General features: G+C 55.6%; 25 protein-coding genes. 23 read left to right on the top strand and 2 right to left on the bottom strand.

Features of this window, described 5'->3' with window-relative positions:
• The first annotated feature begins 90 nt into the window (after window positions 1-90).
• From J4E63_RS08970 to J4E63_RS08870, 21 genes are all read left to right on the top strand, one after another.
• Complete coding sequence (locus J4E63_RS08970) at window positions 91-618, top strand: PilL N-terminal domain-containing protein (RefSeq protein ID WP_207281700.1); 528 nt, start codon at window positions 91-93, stop codon at window positions 616-618.
• Window positions 615-1,262 carry a hypothetical protein gene (locus J4E63_RS08965; protein WP_207281699.1) on the top strand — a complete coding sequence of 216 codons (648 nt, stop codon included), beginning with the start codon at window positions 615-617 and terminating at the stop codon, window positions 1,260-1,262. Before J4E63_RS08970 ends, J4E63_RS08965 begins: the two co-directional genes overlap by 4 nt.
• 8 nt (window positions 1,263-1,270) lie before the next feature.
• A complete protein-coding gene (locus J4E63_RS08960; protein WP_207281698.1) occupies window positions 1,271-1,990 on the top strand; it encodes a TIGR03759 family integrating conjugative element protein in 720 nt (239 codons plus the stop codon).
• Window positions 1,975-2,550 carry a transglycosylase SLT domain-containing protein gene (locus tag J4E63_RS08955; protein ID WP_207281697.1) on the top strand — a complete coding sequence of 192 codons (576 nt, stop codon included), beginning with the start codon at window positions 1,975-1,977 and terminating at the stop codon, window positions 2,548-2,550. The genes J4E63_RS08960 and J4E63_RS08955 overlap by 16 nt, the downstream gene beginning before the upstream one ends.
• A 53-nt stretch (window positions 2,551-2,603) precedes the next feature.
• Window positions 2,604-2,975 (top strand): integrating conjugative element protein, encoded by a 372-nt coding sequence (locus J4E63_RS08950; protein ID WP_259333826.1) that lies wholly within the window; start codon window positions 2,604-2,606, stop codon window positions 2,973-2,975.
• Between the two features lie 2 nt (window positions 2,976-2,977).
• On the top strand, window positions 2,978-5,107 hold the full coding sequence (gene traD, locus J4E63_RS08945; protein ID WP_207281695.1) for a type IV conjugative transfer system coupling protein TraD: 2,130 nt from the start codon (window positions 2,978-2,980) through the stop codon (window positions 5,105-5,107).
• The gene (locus J4E63_RS08940) at window positions 5,104-5,853 is read left to right on the top strand and encodes a TIGR03747 family integrating conjugative element membrane protein (RefSeq protein WP_063321926.1); all 750 of its coding nucleotides are present in this window, start codon (window positions 5,104-5,106) and stop codon (window positions 5,851-5,853) included. The genes traD and J4E63_RS08940 overlap by 4 nt, the downstream gene beginning before the upstream one ends.
• Before the next feature lie 119 nt (window positions 5,854-5,972).
• Entirely contained in the window at window positions 5,973-6,311 is a 339-nt protein-coding gene (locus J4E63_RS08935) for an RAQPRD family integrative conjugative element protein (RefSeq protein ID WP_207281694.1), read from the top strand.
• Window positions 6,308-6,541 carry a TIGR03758 family integrating conjugative element protein gene (locus J4E63_RS08930; RefSeq protein WP_063321928.1) on the top strand — a complete coding sequence of 78 codons (234 nt, stop codon included), beginning with the start codon at window positions 6,308-6,310 and terminating at the stop codon, window positions 6,539-6,541. The genes J4E63_RS08935 and J4E63_RS08930 overlap by 4 nt, the downstream gene beginning before the upstream one ends.
• A gap of 16 nt (window positions 6,542-6,557) precedes the next feature.
• The gene (locus J4E63_RS08925) at window positions 6,558-6,917 is read left to right on the top strand and encodes a TIGR03745 family integrating conjugative element membrane protein (protein WP_063321929.1); all 360 of its coding nucleotides are present in this window, start codon (window positions 6,558-6,560) and stop codon (window positions 6,915-6,917) included.
• Window positions 6,918-6,929: 12 nt separating this feature from the next.
• The gene (locus J4E63_RS08920) at window positions 6,930-7,325 is read left to right on the top strand and encodes a TIGR03750 family conjugal transfer protein (protein WP_086936627.1); all 396 of its coding nucleotides are present in this window, start codon (window positions 6,930-6,932) and stop codon (window positions 7,323-7,325) included.
• Window positions 7,322-8,005, top strand: coding sequence for a PFL_4703 family integrating conjugative element protein (locus J4E63_RS08915; RefSeq protein WP_207281693.1), 684 nt, complete (start codon window positions 7,322-7,324; stop codon window positions 8,003-8,005). Before J4E63_RS08920 ends, J4E63_RS08915 begins: the two co-directional genes overlap by 4 nt.
• Entirely contained in the window at window positions 8,002-8,889 is an 888-nt protein-coding gene (locus tag J4E63_RS08910) for a TIGR03749 family integrating conjugative element protein (protein ID WP_086936628.1), read from the top strand. The genes J4E63_RS08915 and J4E63_RS08910 overlap by 4 nt, the downstream gene beginning before the upstream one ends.
• Window positions 8,879-10,306, top strand: a complete 1,428-nt coding sequence (locus tag J4E63_RS08905; protein WP_207281692.1) for a TIGR03752 family integrating conjugative element protein — start codon at window positions 8,879-8,881, stop codon at window positions 10,304-10,306. Before J4E63_RS08910 ends, J4E63_RS08905 begins: the two co-directional genes overlap by 11 nt.
• A complete protein-coding gene (locus J4E63_RS08900) occupies window positions 10,284-10,709 on the top strand; it encodes a TIGR03751 family conjugal transfer lipoprotein (protein WP_063321932.1) in 426 nt (141 codons plus the stop codon). Before J4E63_RS08905 ends, J4E63_RS08900 begins: the two co-directional genes overlap by 23 nt.
• Window positions 10,709-13,558 carry a conjugative transfer ATPase gene (locus tag J4E63_RS08895; RefSeq protein ID WP_207281691.1) on the top strand — a complete coding sequence of 950 codons (2,850 nt, stop codon included), beginning with the start codon at window positions 10,709-10,711 and terminating at the stop codon, window positions 13,556-13,558. Before J4E63_RS08900 ends, J4E63_RS08895 begins: the two co-directional genes overlap by 1 nt.
• A gap of 809 nt (window positions 13,559-14,367) precedes the next feature.
• Entirely contained in the window at window positions 14,368-14,862 is a 495-nt protein-coding gene (gene radC, locus J4E63_RS08890; RefSeq protein ID WP_063321935.1) for a DNA repair protein RadC, read from the top strand.
• Between the two features lie 167 nt (window positions 14,863-15,029).
• Complete coding sequence (locus J4E63_RS08885) at window positions 15,030-15,983, top strand: TIGR03756 family integrating conjugative element protein (RefSeq protein WP_063321936.1); 954 nt, start codon at window positions 15,030-15,032, stop codon at window positions 15,981-15,983.
• Window positions 15,980-17,386, top strand: a complete 1,407-nt coding sequence (locus J4E63_RS08880; protein WP_207281690.1) for an integrating conjugative element protein — start codon at window positions 15,980-15,982, stop codon at window positions 17,384-17,386. Before J4E63_RS08885 ends, J4E63_RS08880 begins: the two co-directional genes overlap by 4 nt.
• On the top strand, window positions 17,383-17,736 hold the full coding sequence (locus J4E63_RS08875) for a hypothetical protein (RefSeq protein ID WP_207281689.1): 354 nt from the start codon (window positions 17,383-17,385) through the stop codon (window positions 17,734-17,736). The genes J4E63_RS08880 and J4E63_RS08875 overlap by 4 nt, the downstream gene beginning before the upstream one ends.
• Entirely contained in the window at window positions 17,733-19,238 is a 1,506-nt protein-coding gene (locus tag J4E63_RS08870; protein WP_207281688.1) for a conjugal transfer protein TraG N-terminal domain-containing protein, read from the top strand. Before J4E63_RS08875 ends, J4E63_RS08870 begins: the two co-directional genes overlap by 4 nt.
• A 10-nt stretch (window positions 19,239-19,248) precedes the next feature.
• Here the strand turns inward: J4E63_RS08870 and J4E63_RS31190 are convergent, their stop codons facing one another.
• The gene (locus J4E63_RS31190; protein WP_176814210.1) at window positions 19,249-19,605 is read right to left on the bottom strand and encodes a DUF3742 family protein; all 357 of its coding nucleotides are present in this window, start codon (window positions 19,603-19,605) and stop codon (window positions 19,249-19,251) included.
• Window positions 19,606-19,791: 186 nt separating this feature from the next.
• Here J4E63_RS31190 and mobH point away from each other — a divergent pair, with 186 nt between their 5' ends.
• Both mobH and J4E63_RS08855 read left to right on the top strand, forming a co-directional pair.
• On the top strand, window positions 19,792-21,633 hold the full coding sequence (mobH, locus tag J4E63_RS08860) for a MobH family relaxase (protein WP_207281687.1): 1,842 nt from the start codon (window positions 19,792-19,794) through the stop codon (window positions 21,631-21,633).
• Between the two features lie 260 nt (window positions 21,634-21,893).
• The gene (locus J4E63_RS08855) at window positions 21,894-22,145 is read left to right on the top strand and encodes a hypothetical protein (RefSeq protein WP_063321941.1); all 252 of its coding nucleotides are present in this window, start codon (window positions 21,894-21,896) and stop codon (window positions 22,143-22,145) included.
• Between the two features lie 64 nt (window positions 22,146-22,209).
• Here the strand turns inward: J4E63_RS08855 and J4E63_RS08850 are convergent, their stop codons facing one another.
• On the bottom strand, window positions 22,210-23,076 hold the full coding sequence (locus tag J4E63_RS08850) for a DNA/RNA non-specific endonuclease (protein WP_207281686.1): 867 nt from the start codon (window positions 23,074-23,076) through the stop codon (window positions 22,210-22,212).
• Between the last annotated feature and the right edge of the window lie 89 nt (window positions 23,077-23,165).

The raw sequence follows: 23,165 nt of genomic DNA, 5'->3' as shown, positions 1-23,165 counted from the left end.
TGAAACAGGTAACGGGTCATTACCTATTGATGGCTGCTACAGAGTCACCTGCTTGAGATCGTTCGCATATCCCATCCAGGAACTCCTCATATGCCCGCGATACAGATGCGTCTGCTGCCCTTCATGCTGTTGAGCCACCTAACCCTGACTGCGTGCCTGTCTACAGAACGAACTTCCATAGAACAGGCGGTGCCGAGTGTGCCCCAGCCCTCTTCCGACCACTACATCCCCGTTCAACGATATGGTCGATACACCCTGGTGGAACTCGCGCCGCACGTTGCACAACAAAACCTTCTGCTTCAAGTGATCGATATCGATCTTCCGGGCAATTGGTCCATCTCAGTTGCTGATGCGCTGCGCTATGTCCTTTTGCGCTCGGGGTATCAACTTTGTGATCGCACACCAGAAAACGCGGCACTGTTTGCCCTACCCCTCCCTGCACCTCATCTGAAGCTCGGCCCTGTTCAACTTCGCGACGCGTTACAGACGCTTGCGGGGCCAGCCTGGGCGCTGCAAACCGATGATCAGCTTCGCCTGGTCTGCTTCATCCCTGTTGCCGGGGCTGCCAAACCGAGCCTTACAGCACAAGCGGCAGTCAATCCGGAGGTCACACAATGATATACGCCACCCTGCCTGGGCCTCGTTTGCACAGTCGCCTTAAACGCTGGACGCCTGCGTTTGTATTCACGCTGATGAGCTGCGTGCTCGCATCTCATCAGGTGTCGTTGTCGAAGCTGGCCCAGGGTCTGAGCGACCATCCTGACGTTAATCGCCTGGAGCATCTTGAAAGTACGGTGTTAGGGCTAGAGCAAGCTGTCCTGCAAGTGCAACAGACAGCGAGACACGTACCCAATCGTAACGACCTGAAGGATCTGCAGGTTGATCTGAACAAGCGCCTGGTAGACCTGGAGAACACCTTAGCAACACATATGGCGCAGCAGGATTTGCAACCATTGCTGCAACGATTGGAGCGGCTCGAATCCAGCCAGAAATCAATCACGCAAACTCCCACTCCCAAACAAGCCAAGCCTTCTATTCAAAAACCGAAGAAAGGCGCTGAGCCTGGCTTCCAGATCTTGGGTCTGGAGCTACGAGGCGCAGTGCAGTTTCTGTCTGTCGCACCAGTAGGTGTTCAAGCGCTGGATCAAAGCCAACTTTTGAGGATCGGCGATACCTATCTCGGCTGGAAGCTTGAGCGCCTCGACGAGCAGAAGGCAGTGTTTTCTGTCGACGGCATCACGCACAAATTGAACGTTCGATAGGAGTGGCTATGTTCCGCTTGCATTTACTGCCCTTGCTGGCCCTGTCGCTATGTTGTGGGGTTCAGGCACAACACTTCACTCCGAGTACCCTCGCTGGGCTCAAGTCCAAGCCACAAACCGATACGGCGGTTTCTCTTGAAAGCGCGTTGTTGGCTCAACAATGGGGGTTGGAGCAAGAAGAACTCGACCGCTTCACTGCACTGATGCGCGGCCCACTGGGTACGTACTCCCCTCACCTGGACCCATTGAGCGCGCTGGGGATCGAGGCCCGAACTGATGCGGAACGGCAGCACTATGCCCAGCTTCAGGTTGAAGCCGAAGCTGTACGCGTCGAGAAATTACTCTCCTATCAACGTGCCTATGACCAAGCATGGAAAAACCGATTTCCGGGGATGGTACTGATCAATCCTCCTCCGTTGCACAGTCCACTACAGATCAAGACCGCAGGAAGAAAATCTGTTTTCGTGCGCCTTGACTGTGCTGAATGCGAGCACCGGATAAGGCAACTCCAAGCCTCTGGAACAGCCTTCGATCTTTACATCATTGATAGTCAACATGACGACAACGGCATTCGTCATTGGGCCCATAAAGTCGGAATCAAGCCCATCAAGGTTCGAGACGGGACCATTTCTATCAACCATGACAAAGGACGCTGGGTATCGATCGGTGATGCCGGAGAACTGCCGGCCGTGATGCAGGAGGTCAATGGCAGATGGTTGCGACAGTGAAGACTTGCCGTTCACTGCTGCGACTCCTGAGCTTCGCCACCCTTTTTGAAATGGGTTTTGCTGAAGGGGCTGAGACCGCTCTGGAGCCTCCCCCAGCCTACGGTTTAGCTGCGCGGCGAATGGGAGTGCCTGCGGAACTGTTGTTTGCAGTGGCGCTACAGGAAAGCGACGTCACGCTGCGAGGCCAACGAATACCATGGCCCTGGACGCTCAACATCGCTGGGGGTTCCCGTTATTTCCCCAGAGAATCTGATGCCTGCGACACGATTCAACGAGCCCTCAAGCACCACCCTCCCTCTCAAATAGACGCAGGTCTGGCCCAGATCAACCTGGGTCACCAACGCCATTTTTATCGGCACCCTTGTGAGTTGCTGCGACCTCATCGAAATCTGGAGGTTGCCGCCACCATCCTGCGTAACCATCACCGCCAGGGCGAAGATTGGCTCCTGGCTGCTGGTCGTTATCACCGTCCGGCAGGCGGACCGTTGGCTACACGCTACCGAGATCGCATCCGCAAACATCTGGACCAATTGGCTTCAAAGAGGAGACTGCAACCATGAAAAATACTGTTGGGTGGATATGCATTCTTTTAGCACTCGATTGCACTCCATGCATGGCGGATAGAGCGATGCCTCAATACGCAGAGGACCGCTTTCGCGAAGACGACCAACTGCCGGCTCGCACCAAAACCTTGTCCCCCGGAACCGTTAAACGCAGGCCCCTGAATGCCTCTGGTTTGCCGGCGTTCTTCCTGATCGGAGACGACGCGCTTTCACGATCTTGGCTTAGGCAGCGACTACCCCAACTGACCAAGCTCAAGGCCGCCGGGTTGGTCGTCAATGTGGAGTCCAACGCGTCACTTATTCAACTTCGTCAGTTAGCGCCAGGTCTCACCCTGTCTCCCGTATCCGCCGATGATCTGGCCCAACGACTGCAACTGCAACACTACCCCGTTTTAGTCACGGCCAGCAGTATCGAGCAGTAACCATGACGCACAACCATGGCATTGAAACGCTGCTACGACCGGCGGTGGAGTTGTATAGCGTCGCTGCATGCAGTTCCGGGGCGATTCTATGTATCACAGCGCCGTGGTCATTAGCCCTGGCGCCTGCTATCGGTGCAGCCGCGGCCTTCGCCTTCGCGGTTCTAGGCGTCATTCGCCTAAACCAGGCATGCACCGTTTTGCGCTATCGCAGGCAGATGAGGCGATTGCCACGCTATAGGATGACCAGCCGTGAAATCCCAGTCAGTCATCAGCGCCTGTTTGTGGGAAAAGGATTTCGTTGGGATCAACGCCATACCCACCGACTGATGCAGACTTACCGACCGGAATTCCGACGTTATGTAGAACCCTCGATTCTGTACAAGTGGGCACGCCGGCTGGAAGCAAGACTTGAATTTTCTCCTCACCCGTTGAGCCAGCTCCCCCGCCTCACTGGCTGGGACCATCCGCTGAACCCGATGAGGCCATTACCGCCAGTCGGGGGTATGCCACGGCTCCATGCTGTAGAGCTTCAAGAATTGGATGTCACCCTCCCCTTGGGTGAGAGGGTCGGTCACACGCTGGTGCTAGGCACAACTCGAGTTGGAAAAACTCGACTTGCCGAGCTATTCATCAGCCAGGACATTCGTCGCGGCGAGGTCTGCATCGTTTTCGATCCAAAGGGTGATGCCGAGCTTCTCAAGCGCATGTACGTTGAGACCCAACGTGCAGGTCGCGGTGACGAATTCTATGTTTTTCACCTAGGACAACCCACAATCTCAGCCCGATACAACGCCATCGGCCGTTTCGGGCGTATCACTGAGGTGGCATCCCGAATTGCCGGACAACTATCCGGTGAAGGTAACTCTGCTGCTTTCAGGGAGTTTGCCTGGCGCTTCGTCAACATCATCGCTCGTGCCCTGGTTGAACTGGGCCAACGTCCGGATTACTTGCTGATTCAACGGCACGTGATCAACATCGACGCGCTATTCATCGAATATGCGGCTCACTTCTTTGCCGAAAAAGCTCCCAAGGCTTGGGACGTCATCGTGCAACTGGAAGCCAGGATCAATGAAAAAAACACTCCGCGGCACATGATGGGTCGTGAGAAACGGGTCGTGGCGATTGAGCAATACCTGGCGCAGGCACGCCTGTATGACCCTGTACTCGACGGACTGCGTTCAGCCGTGCGCTATGACCGGACCTATTTCGACAAGATCGTCGCTTCCCTACTGCCTCTGCTGGAAAAACTCACCACGGGTGAGATCGCCCAGCTATTGGCTCCCGACTACATCAATCTGAATGACTCGCGACCGATCTTTGACTGGATGGAAGTCATGCGCAAACGTGCTGTCGTTTACGTTGGCCTTGATGCACTTTCGGATGCTGAGGTGGCCTCTGCCGTGGGTAACTCCATGTTTTCGGACCTAGTGTCTGTGGCCGGTCACATCTACAAGTTCGGGGTGGACTATGGGTTGGATAAAGCAGTGGCAGATAAGAAAATCCCCATCAACCTCCATGCCGATGAATTCAACGAGCTGATGGGAGACGAATTCATCCCGATGATTAACAAAGGTGGTGGTGCCGGGATTCAGGTCACGGCCTACACCCAGACGCTCAGTGATATCGAGGCACGAATCGGAAACCGGGCCAAGGCGGGCCAGGTCATCGGCAACTTCAATAATCTGTTCATGTTGCGCGTTCGTGAAACGGCCACAGCCGAGTTACTCACCAACCAATTACCCAAGGTGGAGGTGTATACGGCGTCGGTGATGAGCGCTGCTACCGACAGCTCGGACCCGCATGGCAACACTGCCTTCACTTCAAATACCCAGGATCGAGTCACCGCGACCTCAGTTCCCATGATTGAGCCTGCCCATGTGGTCGCCCTGCCCAAAGGGCAAGCCTTCGGATTGATTGAAGGCGGTCAGCTTTGGAAGATTCGCATGCCACTCCCCGCACCCGATCCCGATGAAGTGATGCCCAGGGACCTCCAAATGATGGCCAGCTACATGCGTAAACGTTACGTCGCGGCGGATGATTGGTTGGATTTAGCAGCAGAGCTTTATCAAGATCCCCCACTGCCTAAGGATCTACTCGAAGAGTCTGCATCGTCCGAGCAGACCGAAGAATGAGCGAACCGTCATCGACAGCGCAACGTCAACAGCGGCAGCAACGGGGATTTGTATTCGGTCTGATTACACTGCCCTTCCGGTTTGTCGCTGTGTTGTTCGGGTCGCTGCTGCTGAACATCGTGATCGAGTGCATCGGTATGTATGCCTTCTGGCCTGAAGATGGCTGGCGGCATGCAAGACAGATGTTTGAATATGAGCTGGGCCAATTGTCCAGTGATTTCAAACGCAGCGTATTGGTGCAAGAACCAGGTCGCAGCGCCAATGCAATTGTCCAACTGGTGTATGAAGGTGTGCTGATCAAGACCGGAATCATCAGGTCTCTGAAAGAAACATCGGAGGGTGCGGCCCGAGCCCACGCTGAAGCGACTCACCAGCCTCATTACTACATTGCGCTGCTGTATATGCACCTGGAAAACAACCTGATCGCTGCGGCATTTTGCGTCCTGGTGTTCGTCGTTCGGCTGATGGTGCTGTTTCTCTCAGTGCCGCTGTTGTTTATGGCGGCTTTCATCGGCTTGGTGGATGGGCTGGTACAACGCGACATCCGTCGTTTCGGTGCAGGTCGTGAGTCAGGCTACGTCTACCATCGAGCCAAGGCCTGTGTGATGCCGTTGCTGACATGGCCCTGGGTCGTTTACCTGGCGCTGCCTGTGAGCTTGAATGCTGCCTGGATTCTGTTACCTGGCGCGATTCTTCTGGCAATCACTCTTTCCCTAGCAGCCAGCAGGTTCAAGAAATATCTCTGACCGCTGCTAGTGATATATCGCTGATCAATAGGGTTTTCTCCCATGACATATTGATCGCAGCATCAGTACGTCCCCCCTAGCACTATCGGGCTGTCTAACTGGACAGAACGAGCTCAACCATGATCACTCCCTCACCTCCAACACTCACAAAGGCTACTGGCCTGCTCTTCGCACTCGTAGGAGGAGCCACTGCAACAGCCAATCAGATCGTTGATGAACATACCCGCCTAGCCACCGTCCTTCGCGAGCTGAAGGCTATCGAGCGGCTCGTCGCTGCCGATGATTTCATCAAGGCCCCCGAGACGGCTCGCTATCACTTTGACTATGTCCGTTTACGCATGGATATCCATCGTGTCAGTACGGGAATCAAAGACTACCTGTCTCCCAAGCGAGCCTCCCCTCGCGACGCCGGGGCGTTGTACGGCAGTTATTTCGATGAAACGGTGCCTCATCAATGAGCACCGCCCAGATCGCTGCTTTTCAAGCAAACGGTGGCTTCTCACCTTCAATCACCGCCCTGGTTCTGACTTCAACCGTCTTTGCGGTGCTGTTGCTCTGGGGCACCTGGGCTATACGAACCGCCTATTCCGGCTGGGCTGAGCAACGGCTGAACCAGCGCCAGTTCCTCGGCGTGGTGATCCGTTTCATGGCGATGTACCTGGCCCTGACCTACCTCCTCCTTTCGTAAGCCAATGGAATCTTCCATGAATTTTTATATCTCGTGCTCCAAAAGATTCACTGTCGTACCAGCCCTTTGGACTAGCGCACTGCCCTCCTTGGCTTTGGCCAAAGGCAAGTTACCGACGATGGAGGACCCATCCCGCGGTGCGGGCAAAGGCATCATGGATACGATGCAAAACTATGGCTACGACATCGTGATGCTCGTGGCGCTACTAGTGGTTGCGTCCATGTTCATCGGTGTCTGCTATCACGCTTACACCCGTTACTCCGAAATTCATACAGGACGATCTACCTGGGGTCAGTTCGGCCTGAGCATCGCGGTGGGTGCAGTCATGCTGGTGGTCGGCATTTGGCTGCTGACCAAAGCCACCGGGATTTTGTGAGGACGACGCACCATGGAGTCTCTACAGAGTGCGCCTAAGGCCACCATCACCTTCCTGCCCCACCGCCTGAATCGACAACCTGTTGTCGTTCGAGGATTGACCGCAGATGAACTCTGGATCTGCACCGGATTATCAGCGGCAATTGGCCTGATTCTGGGCGTACCGCTAGTCTGCCTCACCAGCAGCATCGCCATGGTCCCCACCATGATCGTACTGTCGATTGCAGCCGGACTCTTCTTCGGCGGAGGGTTATTACGTCGACAGAAGCGCGGTCGACCGGAGACTTGGCTCTATCGACATCTCCAATGGAGGTTCGCCACAAAATACCCTCACGTGAGCCGCCAATTGGGTATTCATGGACTCATTACCTACTCCGGCTTCTGGGTAACGCGTCGAGGTGAGGCATGAGCCGGTTTAAAAACGAGGTCCTTCACCTGCAATCTCATGTCAGGACGCTGAGGCTCTGCACCGGTGGGTTATTTCTCGTTGTCGTCGGGTTAGGCGCGGGATGGTGGAATGCCCCACGAGATTTAACCATCCATGTCCCTCCTGACCTGCGCTCTGGCAGCACTCGTAAGTGGTGGGAGATCCCTCCCGAATCTGTCTACGCATTCACCTTCTACATCTTCCAGCAGCTCAACCGCTGGCCCAACGACGGTGAAGACGACTACAGCCGTAACCTGCAATCACTGACGGCCTATCTGACTCCCGCGTGCCGATCGTTCTTCCAACAGGACTATGACCAGCGCCGTCGATTAGGTGAGCTCAGAAAGCGTGTGCGCGGGGTGTATGAGATTCCTGGACGCGGCTACGGGGACGCCCCGGAAACCCGCGTCAAAGTAGTTTCAGACAATGACTGGCTGGTTACCTTGGACATCAATGCCGATGAGTACCACGGCGCCGAGCAGGTTAAGCGCGCGCTCGTTCGCTATCCCATCAAGGTCGTACGCCTGGACATCGATCCAGAGCTCAATCCCTTCGGACTGGCTCTGGACTGCTACGAAGGCACGCCTCAACGCATAACACTGCCCACGTCCTCGGCACCTGCTACACGAACCCTGGACCGTCCGTTGGGAGATGCCTCATGAATCCATTCGCAACGTCCGTTGTGCTAGGACTGACGCTGATTCTTCCCCTCTTCAAATGCCAAGCAGTGGAGCTAATGCGCTGGGAGCGGCTGCCTTTGACAGTTCCGCTGGTTGTTGGCGAAGAGCGCGTGCTGTTTGTTGAACGTAATGTACGGGTCGGTATGCCGGCCGAGCTGGGAGATCGCTTACGAGTCCAAAGTGCTGGAGGAACCGTGTACCTGCGGGCCAATGAACCGATCGAGCCGACACGTTTGCAGCTACAAGACGCGGCAACGGGAGAGCTGATTCTCCTGGATATCGCTGCTGAGGTAGCTCAAGCGGGTCAGGCGGCGTTGGAAGCGATAAAGATCGTCGAATCCCCCATAAACCAAGCACACACGAAAGATGGCCATTCCGAACCGACAGCCTCTGTCCATGAACATATACAACAAACTCCGGTACCAGTCGTACTGACTCGGTATGCAGCTCAAAACCTATACGCACCGCTTAGAACTGTAGAACCTTTACCCGGCGTCAGACCCGTTAACCTGCCGGCCGATCTCGCGCTCGACCTATTGATGCCTAGCCTATCAATCAGTGCCAAAACGCTCGCTGCGTGGCGGTTGGATGATTACTGGGTTACGGCTATTCGGCTCAGCAATCAAACCCAAGCTCATGTTGATCTGGATCCTCGATATCTGTTGGGAGATTTCGCGACGGCCACGTTCCAACATCAGTTCCTTGGCCCCAGGGGCACCCCCTCAGACACCACGGTGCTCTACCTCACCAGTCGTGGGCAAGGCATTGCGGCTGCGTTGATTCCCACGATTAGCCCAATCGATGCCGCCCTGAACCTGCCTCAAGCACTTGGAGCATCGCCGAAGGAGAGGCCAAATGAAAAGTAACGGGCTGCTCAAATGGTTAATGGTTCCGATGGTGCTGCTTGTGGTGTTGATTCTTGTGAAAGTGTTCTCCAATAAGCCCTCCCCAGCCGAACCGCCAGCGCTAGAAAACCAGCTCACCGCCGAAGAAATGAAGGCACTGGGACTGGAGGGCGACACGCCAAGCGATACGGTGGCCACGCTGGTCGCTCAGGTCAGGCAGCTTCGGGCTGAGTTGAAAAGAACCATAAGCGAAAACGAGCTTCGCACGGGTGCCCCCGAATCGTTGGGCCAATTCGCAGATGTCATCGAGCAACGCATTCAACTCGCTCTGGAGAATGAACGACAACGAATCCAGGAGGAGAAAAGCACTACCGATGACAGTAACGCTGAGACTCAATGGCTTCTACAAGATCTTCAACGGCAGCTGAGTACCTTGCAGCAGCCGGATGATCCAGCGGACCTGCCGCTGGGACTAGGCTTGCAGGATGGCGACGGCACGGCATTCAAGAACGGTACTCGCTGGATTGAGCCCGATGATGCAATACCAAAAGAATCTGCAAACACCTCCAACGAACCGGGTTTCAGCTTCCCGACACGTTTCGGTCCTGCACAGAATCCTCTGGGCGATGTAGCAAACAATTTCGCCACACGAGCCATCGGAGACCTTGGTAGCCGGCAGCTGAAGCCCACCTATACCGTTCCATCCAATGCCACGTTGATGGGTTCCGTGGCAATGACAGCGCTCATTGGAAGAATCCCCATCGACGGCACCGTTAATGACCCCTACCCGTTCAAGGTACTGATTGGGGCCGACAACCTGACGGCCAATGGCATTGATCTCCCTGAGATCGCAGGTGCGGTCGTCAGTGGTACTGCGTCGGGTGATTGGACGCTGTCTTGTGTCAGAGGTCAGATCCGCTCCATCACCTTCGTATTCCAGGACGGCACCATCCGAACCCTACCGGGTGACAGTCGTGAGGAGTCTGCTGGACAGTCCAGGAGCGACTCAAATCATGGGCAAGAAGGTCTCGGCTGGATCAGTGATCAACATGGCATTCCGTGTGTACCGGGCAAACGGCGAAGTAACGCTCAGCAGTATCTGGGCTCACAGGCCTTGATCACCGCCGCCGGGGTAGGCGCAGCCTCTTTGATCAAGTCAGACAGCACGACCCTTTATGCCGGCAATGGCGGCGGTGCAATGGGGACCGTAGGCATCTCCAGCGGTGAAGCCATGAACCGATTACTGGCCAGCGGTGTGCAGGACATCTCGCAATGGGTCAACAAACTCTACGGACAAGCCTTCGCCGCCGTGTACGTGGAGCCTGGCGCACAGATCGCCGTCCATATCGAACAACCACTTACTCTCGACTACGAATCTCAAGGACGCAAAGTCGATCACACCCTCGGAGGTCGCCATGACACCACGGACCTGGATTGAAGCAATGGCGGCTGCGCTGATCGTCATCGCGTTGACTGGATGCGCAACCAATACCCAGGACCTGCTCAGCCATGACGGCAGCACCATGTTGGAGGTCTGGAATCGGCAAACGACCGGGTCGCGTAATGAGCAATCGAGTCAACGATTGCTCGACGCGCGGCAAGCCTTGAGACATCCACTGACAGAACCTTTGGTGCCCTCCTTTTCGGCTCCCTATACACGGACCGCACAAAACGAAATCCAGCGTCAGTTCCATCGGCTACCCAATCCGGACCTGGTGATGTACGTCTTTCCTCACCGGGCTGGAACAGAAGCCGTACCGGTGCCTGGGTACAGCACCGTTTTTCCACTGCACCAACGTGTGCAATACGCCCTGCCTGGTGAACGTCTGGAGGACTACTGATGGCCTGGTTTTTCCCTCAGCACAAATATCATGAGCCAACGTCGGAGCCTACGGAACAGGATGCCTGGAGCCGGCACATTGCGAAACTCGCTGAGCGAGGTATCGCTGGGCCCGGAGGCTGGCACAACAAACCCGTGACTGAAGCAGACGACACCACGTTTTACGACGTGGCGCCGTCCTTTGTAGAGCGGCTGCCATGGGTCGAATTCCTACCCCAATCCAAGTGCATGCTGCTGGAGGATGGCGTTTCAGTTGCGGCCTTCTTCGAGCTGATGCCACTGGGTACCGAAGGTCGGGAAACTGCCTGGCTGTTGCAGGCCAGGGATACGCTTGAAAACGTGTTGCAGGACAGCTTCGACGAACTGGATAGCAACCCATGGGTGGTGCAGCTATATGCCCAGGACGAAACCAACTGGGACGCTTACCTGAATACGCTGGGTCAGTACCTTCGACCACGAGCACGAGGCAGTGCCTTCAGTGATTTCTATTTACGGTTCTTTGCCCACCACCTCAAGGCGATTGCCAAGCCTGGCGGACTCTTTGAGGACACCACGCTCACTCGCCTGCCCTGGAAGGGACAGAATCGGCGGGTACGAATGGTTGTTTACCGACGGGCCTCCGTCGCAACATCCAGAAAGGGGCACTCTGCAGAACAAGCCCTGAGCAATGTTTGCGATAGGCTGACGGCCGGTTTGAGCAGTGCTGGACTCAAGACGCAACGCCTTGAGGCAAAGGATATTTACGACTGGCTACTGCGCTGGTTCAACCCCAATCCCACGCTTTTGGGGGATGCTGCAAGTGATCGGGACAGCTTCTATCAGTTAACCGCCTACCCTGAGGAAACAGAACCCGGGGAAATCGAATTGGCCAGCGGCACGGACTTCTCTCAACGTCTGTTCTTCAGCCAACCTCATTCTGATGCAACCCACGGCACCTGGTCCTTCAACGGCATGCCGCATCGGGTCATGTTGATGGACCGTATGCGCTCAGTACCCCACACAGGCCATTTGACGGGTGAGACGCGCAAGGGTGACGCCATCAACAGTTACTTCGACCAGATGCCAGAAGACACCATGATGTGCCTGACCTTGGTGGCCACACCTCAGGATGTACTGGAAGCTCACCTCAACCACCTCAGCAAGAAATCCGTGGGCGACACACTGGCCTCGGAGCAAACTCGCCAAGATGTCCAGCAGGCTCGATCAATTATCGGAAGCGCTCACAAACTGTATCGCGGATCCCTCGCATTTTTCCTACGTGGCAAAGACATTGCGGAACTGGATGCCCGCGGCTTGCAGTTGGCCAATGTGATGCTCAATGCCGGATTGCAGCCAGTACGAGAGGACGACGAGGTAGCGCCGCTCAATAGCTACCTGCGCTGGCTACCGTGTGTCTTCGACCCGGCCAAGGACAAACGGCAATGGTACAGCCAACTGATGTTCGCACAGCACGCGGCGAACCTGGCCCCGGTGTGGGGCCGTAGCCAAGGGACGGGGCGCCCAGGCATCACATTCTTCAACCGCGGTGGCGGTACCCTCTCCTTCGATCCGCTGAACCGCCTCGATCGGCAAATGAATGCCCATCTGTTTTTGTTTGGGCCTACCGGTTCCGGCAAGTCAGCGACGCTCAACAATATCCTCAACCAGATCACTGCGATTTATCGACCACGGTTGTTCATCGTTGAGGCTGGCAACTCCTTTGGGTTGTTTGCTGAGTTCGCCAAGCGCTTGGGTCTGACGGTGCATCATGTAAAGCTTTCGCCAGGGGCCGGCGTAAGCTTGGCGCCGTTTGCAGACGCTCGTCGCTTGATTGAAACGCCTGAGGAAATCGAGACATTGGATGCTGAGCGGCTAGAAGAGACGGCCGCTCCTCAAGAGGGCGATGAGCAGCGAGACGTCCTTGGAGAATTGGAGATCACGGCGCGCCTGATGATCACCGGGGGCGAAGACAAAGAGGAGGCTCGCCTGACCCGGGCAGACCGTAGTCTGATTCGTCAAAGCATTCTCGACGCGGCACAACGTTGCGCCGATGAGCATCGATCCGTGCTGACTAAGGACGTGCGTGATGCATTGCGTGAACGTGGCCGAGACAATGGCTTGCCTGAGTCGCGGCGAACACGACTACTCGAGATGGCTGAGGCCATGGATCTGTTCTGTCAGGGGCTGGATGGCGAATTATTCAACCGCCCCGGTACTCCTTGGCCGGAGGCGGACATCACCATTGTCGACCTGGCCACCTTCGCTCGTGAGGGTTACAACGCTCAACTCTCAATTGCTTACCTTTCGTTGCTCAACACAGTGAACAACATCGCTGAACGGGACCAATTCCAGGGACGGCCCATTATCAACGTCACGGACGAAGGACACATCATCACCAAGAATCCCCTGCTCTCGCCCTACGTCGTAAAGATCACCAAGATGTGGCGAAAACTGGGTGCCTGGTTCTGGCTGGCCACACAAAATCTGGACGACTTACCCAAAGCCGCAGAACCAATGCTGAACATGATCGAGTGGTGGATTTGCCTGAGCATGCCACCTGACGAAGTCGAGAAGATCGCGCGCTTCCGCGAGCTCAGCCCTGCCCAAAAATCGATGATGATGTCAGCCCGCAAAGAGGCTGGAAAATACTGCGAAGGCGTCGTGCTCTCCAAGTCGATGGAGGCGCTCTTTCGCGCCGTGCCACCTAGCCTGTATCTAGCGATGGCCATGACCGAACCTGAGGAGAAAGCAGCGAGGTTCAAGCTCATGCAGGAACATGGAATAAGTGAGCTTGATGCCGCCATTCGAATGGCAGAAAACATAGACCGGGCTCGAGGAATTCAACCGTTACAATTTCATAGCGATGGTTAACACCATCATCGTGGCGGCCGTTCTCCATACTATGTGAATCTCATGCCCTCAAGCCTTCAAGAGGTCAGTCAATGAGCCGAGCACAATCGTCTCTTTCAGAGTCATCGTTGCCGAAAATCGAAGTATCTAAAGACGGGAAGTATTTCAGAGTGGACTGGGACTATCAGGAAGCGCCTGAAAGCCATGTCCTCTTTGATAATCAATTTTTGGACGGGTACCTACGGGGCGTGATGTCCTCGCTCCGTATCGCTGAGAAAACTATCAGTTGCGCCACCCCTAGAACGGGGACAATCAGAAGATTGGAGCAGGACGTGGCTTTACGACTTGCGGATCTTTTGACGGAGGCACTCCACTCAGCAGTGGCCAAGGAAAGCTTGAGGATGAAGCGAGAGGCTAGCTGGCCGCATGCCAGACACCCAGATGAGCACTCCTCCACTTAATACAGGTCCACCCCACATAAGTGATCGAGCCGGGGGAAGACGTTGAAGTACGAATGAAAAAGTGGAGAGCTGTCAGGACGGTTTAAATCGGGACAGCGACCTTCATTCTCATAACAATGATCCGGCAACGACGTGTCACCTCTGACACCCTTAGCAACTGCCCAGGTAGCTCTGGTCCTTAAGGCTACGGCGCAGCGTCACTGCGCAGACCAAAATCGTTCGCTGAGCATCCTTTTTAGCGAATCTCCGCTCAAGCGGTGGTGGATGCACCTTTCTCCCTTCCGAGTCAGCTCGGTCTTCTATCTAACACAGTCCCTTGGGGTTTCCGCCCTTTGGGACGGGAGCCTCTTTTCGTCAACGGAGTCTCCCATGACAACAATTTTTCCACCGGCCAAGCCCTCCATTCAAGAGAATGAGCCCTCTAATCATGATGACCTGCTGGTCGAAAAAGCGATCTCCATTCTGGAGCAGCGTATGTTCAAGCGCGGTCCTTACCTCGAAAGGCCGCACGACGTTCGCCAATATTTAAAGCTCCAACTTGCAGGGGAACCTCAAGAGGTGTTCTCTGCGCTTTTCCTAGACAGCGCTCATCGAGTGGTGGCCTATGAACCGCTGTTCTACGGCACGATTGACTCGGTGAGCGTCTATCCAAGACGGATACTGCAACGCGCTCTGGAGCATAACTGCGCAGCGGTCATCGTCGCCCATAATCACCCCTCTGGCGAAACTCAGCCGAGCAACGTGGATAAAGAAATCACCAAGGTGCTAAACGACCTGCTGCCAAGGCTCAATGTCCGTCTGTTGGATCATTTCATCATCGGAGAAGGTGAGCCCTACTCTTTCGCTGAAGCTGGCTTGCTCTGAACCATCAGGCAGCCTGATCTTTCCGCTACCTCCTAGCCGAAGCGCCCTTTCAGGGCGCTTTTTTTCTGGGTTAACACCTATACGGGAGGCAGCTGAATCCGTTTTTCACGGGTATGGGCTTCCGACCGCTGATTCACTGTGCAGATAACCCTGCACAGGATCAATCCATGTCCTACCACCGCTCAAAAATTTTCCGTTTGATTGCCATCCCCCTAGCCGTCGGAATTCCGCTCTCCGCGCACGCGTTGAATACCGCAACCATCACTGCGTCCAGCCTGTCGCCAGATTGCATTGCCTATCGCGTGGTAGGCATTTGTTACTGGCTCTTCTGCACCAAGTTCGGATGCAGCGTTAAAACCTCTTCGAAGGTTCACCACTATGTCCCTGACGCAGTGGTGTCGAGCTACAGCACCACCGGCGAGAACCCTTGGACGGAAGTCCGAGCCATGAGCTCAGCCAATGCCTCTGCCCAGGGCGGCGGCGATGGCAGTGCAGGCATCAGCCATGAAAATGACCTCGCCAAATTCAAGAATGCCGATGTAATCGGTCATCCTGGAGGAGCCACCTTCAGCCAGTTTGCGGGGCAGTCTGGTTACTCCTGCCCAGGTGCTGGACAGATGATGATGCCCTACTTCCTGAGCACCTTGGACAGTGTCGCCTGGCGCTACAACATTCCGGAGCTGGTCTTTCCTGAGTCTGTCACGCCGGGCATGAGGGAGATCGGCAGTCGCGCTGCCGGGAACCTGTGGGGAGCGGTCTATCCCCGTGGAGGTTTTTTGCATGGCGTCGACGACCACAAAAGCGCTGCTGTTGTCGCTCAACGCGCGGGAGACATCGTCACTCGGCAAGGCCAAGCACACGTGTACCAGCCGCTTCTGGGCTCAAAGCGGGATGGGTACTGGCCAGCCGGCCCGCTGAAAGAAAGCGACGCAAGCACCGGGAAATGGCAAGAGCTGATGCCCAGCCAATCCCCAACCTGCGTTGTCTTTCCTAACAACGCTGTGCATGTTCAATCACCACGTGGCGACTACGCCTGGGCCCTCTGGCGGCCCTACAGCTGCTGCGAACGCAAGGGCCAGATATTCCTGGGCAGTACCGATTTCGCGGGAGCAAGCGAATGAAAACAGCCCACTTTCGCGCTCCAGTCTCTCCTCGTTCCGTCACCAGAATCATCATCGCCACCCTGCTTCTCACGGCCCACAACGCATACGCCGCTCAAACCCAGATCAACAAAGACGGCATCAATCACAGCGGTTCGATTGGAGACGATGTGCTCTACAGCATTGGCGGCGGACGCGCTGTGTCCATGGGGGGATCGGCGTCCATGGACAGCATTTCGGTAGGGGCCGGCTGGGACGCCAACTTGATCTGCGGTGACATGAGCCTGGACACCACGCTGCAGAACCAACTCAACGGTGCCACACGCGGCTTCAAATCCATCATGGGCAATATCATCCAGAACGCTACCAGCGCAGTAGCCTCTCTCCCAGCCTTGATCATCCAGCGTGCTGACCCCGGTCTCTACAACCTACTCACCAACGGCATTCTGCAAGCACGACTGGACTTTGATCGTTCCAAATCAACCTGCCGAGCTGTCGCCGAACGGATGGCAGATATCGCCGGTGGCCAGCTCGGTTGGGGGCAGTTGGCCGAAGGGATGGCACTGAGTCATACCGTCAAAAACCACGACGCCGTTGCGGCGATTGAGCAGGCGGAGGCAAATCGAGGCAACAACGGCGTCCCCTGGATTGGGGGTCTGTCGGCTGGAGGCAAACGACAGCCGCCCATCAAAGTCGTCTCCGACGTCACCCGCGCCGGTTTCAATTTGCTCAATGGTCGTGACGCCGGCAACCGTGCCCCTATCCCCAAAAACAGCTGCGGCAACCGCCTAAGTTGCCAGACCTGGTCGTCACCCCAGGAGGCCGAAGCCTGGGCAACCCGTGTCCTGGGAGAACGAGAACACCAGACTTGCGACACCTGCACCAAAACTCAAACCAAACCTGGCGTAGGTCTCACTCCACTCATCCAGGAGGAGTACGAAGCCAAGCTGCAAGTCCTTGATGCCTTGATCAAAGGCAGCAAGCCCACCTCCGCCGAACACCTCATGGCAGCGGGCAGCCAATCATTGCCCATCACCCGCGGCGTCATCGAAGCACTGCGCGATGAACCTGATCAAGACTTGCTGGCAAAACGTCTTGCCTCAGAAATAGCCCTATCCAGCGTCCTGGAAAAAGCTCTGCTGCTGCAACGAACCTTACTCACCGGACGCAAAGAGCCCAACGTGGCGGCCAACCAACTGGCTCAGCAAGCTATCAACACCGAAAGCGAATCCCTGACTCAGGAAATCAACAACCTCAAAACCGAACTCGAGCTGCGTCGCACCTTGGCGAGCAACTCACCCATGATGCTGATCCAGCGTCAAAGCGAACGCGCCGCTGCCTCTCGCGGTGTTTATCAGGGGGACCCTATCCGCAACCGCCTGGATCTGATCCAGCAGACGGTACCGGAGGGCCAATCTCGATGATGCGTCCATCAAAGACACGGCTTGTAATCGGTCACCTGGTTCTATGGGGCGTCATCCTTGGCCTGGCATTCATCGTCGTCGGATTGCTAACCCTGGAAGCGGCCAACGATTTGAACGGTTGGTACTCCTGGCTGGACAAGAACAAAACAGCTCTGCTGATCTGGCGGCTGACCCTATACGGCGCAACTGCGGTGGCGTGGTACCGAATGCGTCGGCGCCTGCCCCATCGCGGGCTCACAGCGGAACAGCATCGACGCCTGCTGTGCGCCGAGGTCGCCGCCATTGGAGTCCTCACTCTGCTTGAGCTGTTAGCCGTCACCGACGAAAGCCGGCCTTGGACACGCCCATGACGCTCTATACGAACGATTATCTGGAGTATTACCTCACCCTGGTCGGATGGATCGTCAACAACGGGATATGGGAGATGCTGGTTGCTAGCGGAGTCTTCACCCTGCCTTTCCTGGCGATCATCGTTCAGGAGTGGCTCAGGGCCCGTAGTGAAGGTGCTGATGAAGGCAACAAGGGCGTGCTCTCCTCGCTGCGTATCGAAAATCGGGTTTGGGTCGCCATCGTCGTGATCATGTTCGCGGGTGTGCCGTTCATTGATGTGGACTTGAACACCATCGCATTCGACGACACACGCTCCACACAATGCCAGGTCAGCATCGCTACACCTCAGGACACGCGCTGGTCCAACACTTTCACCACGCTCAACAACCAAAGTGCAAAGGTGCCTGTGTGGTGGTTCTTCATGCACTCGCTGTCCAAGGCTCTGACGGGGGGAGCCACTGCTGCAATCCCCTGCGGTACAGATCTGCGACAGATACGCATCGACATCGATACCGCTCGCATCGACGACCCTCTCCTGGCTCAGGAAGTGGCTGACTTTAGCCAAGACTGCTACGGCCCGGCCCGGGCCAAGCTATTCATGAACCGGCCTACGTTGAGCGAAGCGTTGATGGATGACATCAACTGGATTGGCTCAAAATACCTGCTCGACACCCACGGCTACTACGACGCGTACCGCTCAAAAACACCTCGCAGCCGCTGGCCCTACAACAGCGCACGTGATGCAGGCCTCTTGCAGGTTCCGGGCGGTGGTGGCTATCCGAGTTGCAAGCAGTGGTGGTCGGATGTCGGTCACGGACTACGGGGCAGGCTGCTGCGGCAGGTCGATCCCAATCTACTGTTTCGACTTACCCAGTGGGCACGCTTCCTCAGCATGGCCCAAGCCGAGGACGCCGTTGTTCGTTCGGTGACTTCACCACGTCAGCAGACGCTGAACCAAGGCCAGGTCTATTCCAGCTACGCAGGCCAGATTGATATGAGTGCCTCCAACCTGACCGCACGCTTAGCTTCAGATTTGGGCCTGACCGTAGGTGCAACAGCGTACTTCCCCGCGATGGATGTCGTACGCCAAGCCCTGCCCATGGTGCTGTCTTTTCTGAAGATGGCGCTGACCATCAGCATCCCACTGATCCTGGTCATCGGCACCTACGAGCTCAAAGCCCTGGTCACCATCAGCTGCGTGCAATTCGCCCTGTTCTTCGTCGACTTCTGGTTCCAGCTCGCACGCTGGCTCGACAGCACGATCCTCGATGCCCTCTACGGTTGGAACTCACCCCACAGCAATTTCAACGTGCTCCTAGGCGCGAACAATTCCTTTGGGGACATGCTGCTGAATTACGTAATGGGATCACTTTTCGTAGTGCTGCCTGCGTTCTGGATTGCAGCTCTAACATGGGTGGGTATCAACGCAGGAGGCTTAATCAAAGGGATGGGTGATGCAATTTTCGACGCTAAAGGGGCTGGTCGTTCAGGTACTTCGGTGATCAAAGGAATGAAAAAGTGATCATTCCAGCTCATTCAAGGTCGTCGAACATTTCTCCGTAGTCGATACGTGTATCCCCTTCATAGTATCCAAACCCGTCTGGGCCATCTCGCCACTGCGGGGTCCTCTCATCGTCGATAGCGACCCCAGTGGCCCATCTGACAAATAAACATATGGCAATCAGCGTTATCCAAAAAGCAACGTACAACAGAATTATGAGGACAACGGCCTGCAAGCCCACCCCAATCATCCGACACAGAACGTAGGGGACGCCCACGCGTTGTAGGCAACGCGAGAACCTATCCAGAATCCGCGAGTATCCCTTCCAGCATCGTCCGAGATAATTGCCGAATTTTTCTGCGCTCGAAGATTGCTCCTGCTCGCTCATCAACATCTCCTTTGCCCGTAGTGTCCCCTGCTGTGCAAAGGAGTCAAATGGCGGCTCCATAGCCTACCGCTCCCTCAAAAGGTAAATGGGAAAAAGGGGTAAACCAAGGGAATGGAGCAGAAGGGGAAAGGCCCTACCCGAAAAGCAGAAAAGGCCTTCCTGCAAACCCAATCGAAAGGATCAATCATGCTCTCGCTGTTTCATCGCAAGTCACGACCCGCTCCAAAACACATCGATTCAACCGAGCCAACGGCACCTGCAGGACTGACTCGTCCTCAGTCAGCAAAGTCCCTCTTGGCCACACCGCGCCGGGAAAAACTGCTGAAGCTAATATGGCAGCACACCGCCGTCTCCCGCCCACAATTCAACGAGATCTACCTCGACCCGATCAGCCGCTACGCCGAACTGGTTCAGCTCCTTCCCGCCTCTGAAAGTCATCACCACGCATACCCCGGCGGCATGCTTGATCATGGGCTTGAAGTCGTTATCTACGCGTTGAAGCTAAGGCAATCTTACCTGCTTCCCTCTGGTGCTCAGCCTGAAGTACAAATCTTCCAGGCTGAGGCCTGGACTGCCGCCCTCGTATATGCGGCCCTGGGCCATGACCTGGGCAAGATCGCTGTAGACGTGCATGTCGAGTATGGCGACGGCCGCGTCTGGCACCCCTGGCAGGGTCCACTCTCAGCCCCCTACCGTGCGCGCTATAAAAAAAACCGCCAATACCGACTCCACGGCATCGTAGCCGGAGTGCTCATCCATAAGATTCTGAACAGCGAAATAATGGATTGGCTCAGCACCTTCCCTGAGCTATGGACAGCTTTGATGTTCAACTGTGCAGGACAAAACGAACATGCGGGCGAGCTCGGCATCCTGATCTCAAAAGCGGACCAGGCCTCAGTTGCTCAAGCACTCGGCGGTGACCCTACCAAGGCCATGGCAGCCCCCAAACATGCTCTGCAACGTAAGCTGTTGGAAGGTTTGCGCTATTTGCTAAGCGAAGAGCTCAAGCTCAATCAGCCTCAAGCCTCAGATGGCTGGCTTACTCAAGAAGCCCTCTGGCTGGTCAGTAAAACCGTCTCAGACAAACTACGCGCTCATCTGCTTTCGCAAGGTGTCGATGGGATTCCGGAGCAAAACATCGCCATTTTCAATGTGCTCCAGGAGCACGGCATTGCCCTCCCCAACACCAATGGCAAAGCCATCTGGAAAGCGACCGTCACCAGCGAAACAGGCTGGTCCCATAGTTTTACGTTCCTAAAGCTGTCTCCAGCCATGATCTGGGACCGTGAAGAGCGTCCAGACGTATTCACAGGCTCGGTAGTGGTCATGCCGCTAGAGAGCACCTCAACACTCTCCGACGACGCTTCTACCCACCCTCAAGCTCCTCCCTCGGCCAGGGAACCGTCGAATGGGTCGCACATGCCCCCTAACCCACCATCAAGCTCAATCGCGATGGATTCATCTGCACCGAATTCACTCGATTCACTCATGGACCTTTTTGGTGGGCCTCCGGCACTACCCGAAGATTTCGCCCCTCCATTTAAAGAGGCTGACCATTCGCCAACTGATGCGTCTCCCCAGAGCAGCAAGCCCATTGAGCTGTCCGGCGCTCATTTCATGGAGTGGCTGACCAATGGGCTGCGATCTCACCGAATTATCATGAACGACGCCAACGCCCTAGTGCACACAGTCAGCGACACCCTCTATTTGGTTACCCCAGGCGTCTTCCTACGTTATGCCCAAGAACATCCCCATCTGGCACGCATTGCCAAGAAAGAAAAGCTTTTGGACTGGGAGTGGATTCAAAAGCGGTTCGAGGAATTGAAGCTGCATCGGAAGCAACCCAACGACCTGAACATCTGGATCTGTGAAGTCAGTGGTGCCCGTAAAACCCGAAGGCTGTACGGTTACCTACTCAAGTCGCACGAAGGACTCATGAACGACCTGGCGCTGAACAACCCTTACCTCAAGCTGCTGGATTCGATGCCGAGGAAACGCAAGACTCCAACTTTAGGAAACACTCGGTAACCGGTTTTTGGGTTGACAGCCAACCGCCAGGGAAGCAATTTATGTACGCGTTTTGCTGACAAAGTCAGCTACATGCCCAGCCGCCAAGGATCTTTCAGACGGCGCTACGGAGCTTATCCGTAGGATCCCTCCCAATGACCGCTTCGTTTCCTGCAGTGCGGTTAGGTCGACTTAACGGTCGATTCGGAAACACAGTATTTCTCACCCACGACGGGCCTTTTCCCGTCGTGGGACAAGGCCCTATTTTTTTGGAGGCCTTAATGAAAATGGACCTAGCTCTGTACCAAGCGTTGATGTCGATCAACGTCCCTGAGCAGAAAGCCCATGCCGTGATCGAAGCAATGGAGTCTGACATGCATACCCTTCTCGCAACCAAAAGTGATCTCGCTAATCTCGAGCACCGGTTAACGGCTGAGATTGCAAAAGCCGACGTGAGGCTGACAATCCGCATGGGTGTCATCACGTCCGCTGCTGTTGGCATTATTCTCACGGCTATGAAATTTCTTCACTGATCTTTCGATCACCTTAGACGTACTGAAAACCACCTGTTCATGACAGGTGGTTTTCTATGCGGCTTTAGCTGTTGGATAGCTCTGCTGTCGCATTGCAGCCGATTTTCTGAGACAACTGCCCTTTCTTCGCTTTCAGCTCTGTCTGGATGTCCTGAGGTAATGCACTCCAGAACGTTAATCCCGAGCGCTCCTCGATCTCATACACCGTTACCCGGAAGTCGCAGAAATTGGCGGAGCGCGGTGTGCTCTGCTCCATGATGAATGCTGCGTACAGTCCATTTTCGGGCGTGCTACCAGTGAAGATGACCTTCCAGTACCCGCTTGGGATCGTGTGGACTTTGTTTGTGCCTGGTAGCGAGCCAATATTCTTTTCGTACAGAGGGCCGGTGGTCACATAGACGGCATCAACATCAGGTGCCTTGCTAAGGCTGCGCTCTTGATCCTCCAAGCGTGCCCATGGGCCTCGGTTCAGGTCCATTTTTTGAGGCGTGATGTTGGTGAGATAGTTCAGCGTTTGCCAATCCGATACACCCCCCATAGATGCGAGATTCGCTTGATGGCCCCTGTCTATTTTCAGAGCGACGCTAGCTCCGTTGTAATCGACCGGGGTCAGTGTTTGGTCATCAGGAACGTCTGGGTCGGTTTTCCAGTTTCGCGGACGCCCGCTGGCTGGGGTTTCCTTGGTAATTTTGTAAGCGACCCAGTTGGCGAATTTCGTAGAGCTGTTGTTGTTTAGCGTATAAGCCTGCCGGTTGAGCGTGACATCGCTTCCGCCGGATGGGCAGCCGACTGCGCAGTTGTCGATGGTTGTTGGCTGGGTCAGGAGCCGCTTGGGTGTGTCAGGGGCGTCTGTTGGTCCAGGGGTGGTGCAAGCCGCTATCAGTGGGAAGATGAAGAGTGAGGCCAGTTTTACGTTTTGCATTCCTTGCATTGAAACCGTTTCCTGAAAAAGGCCCGTGAGCATAAGGCTCAGCTTTCAGCGAAACCACTCCTGTAGCCTTTCAAAGCATGTATTAGAAA

This window comes from Pseudomonas sp. FW300-N2F2 (assembly GCF_017351655.1).
Classification (GTDB): domain Bacteria; phylum Pseudomonadota; class Gammaproteobacteria; order Pseudomonadales; family Pseudomonadaceae; genus Aquipseudomonas; species Aquipseudomonas fluorescens_AA.
The sequence above is the reverse complement of the archived record's forward strand: the minus strand, read 5'-3'. Positions and strand labels throughout refer to the sequence as shown.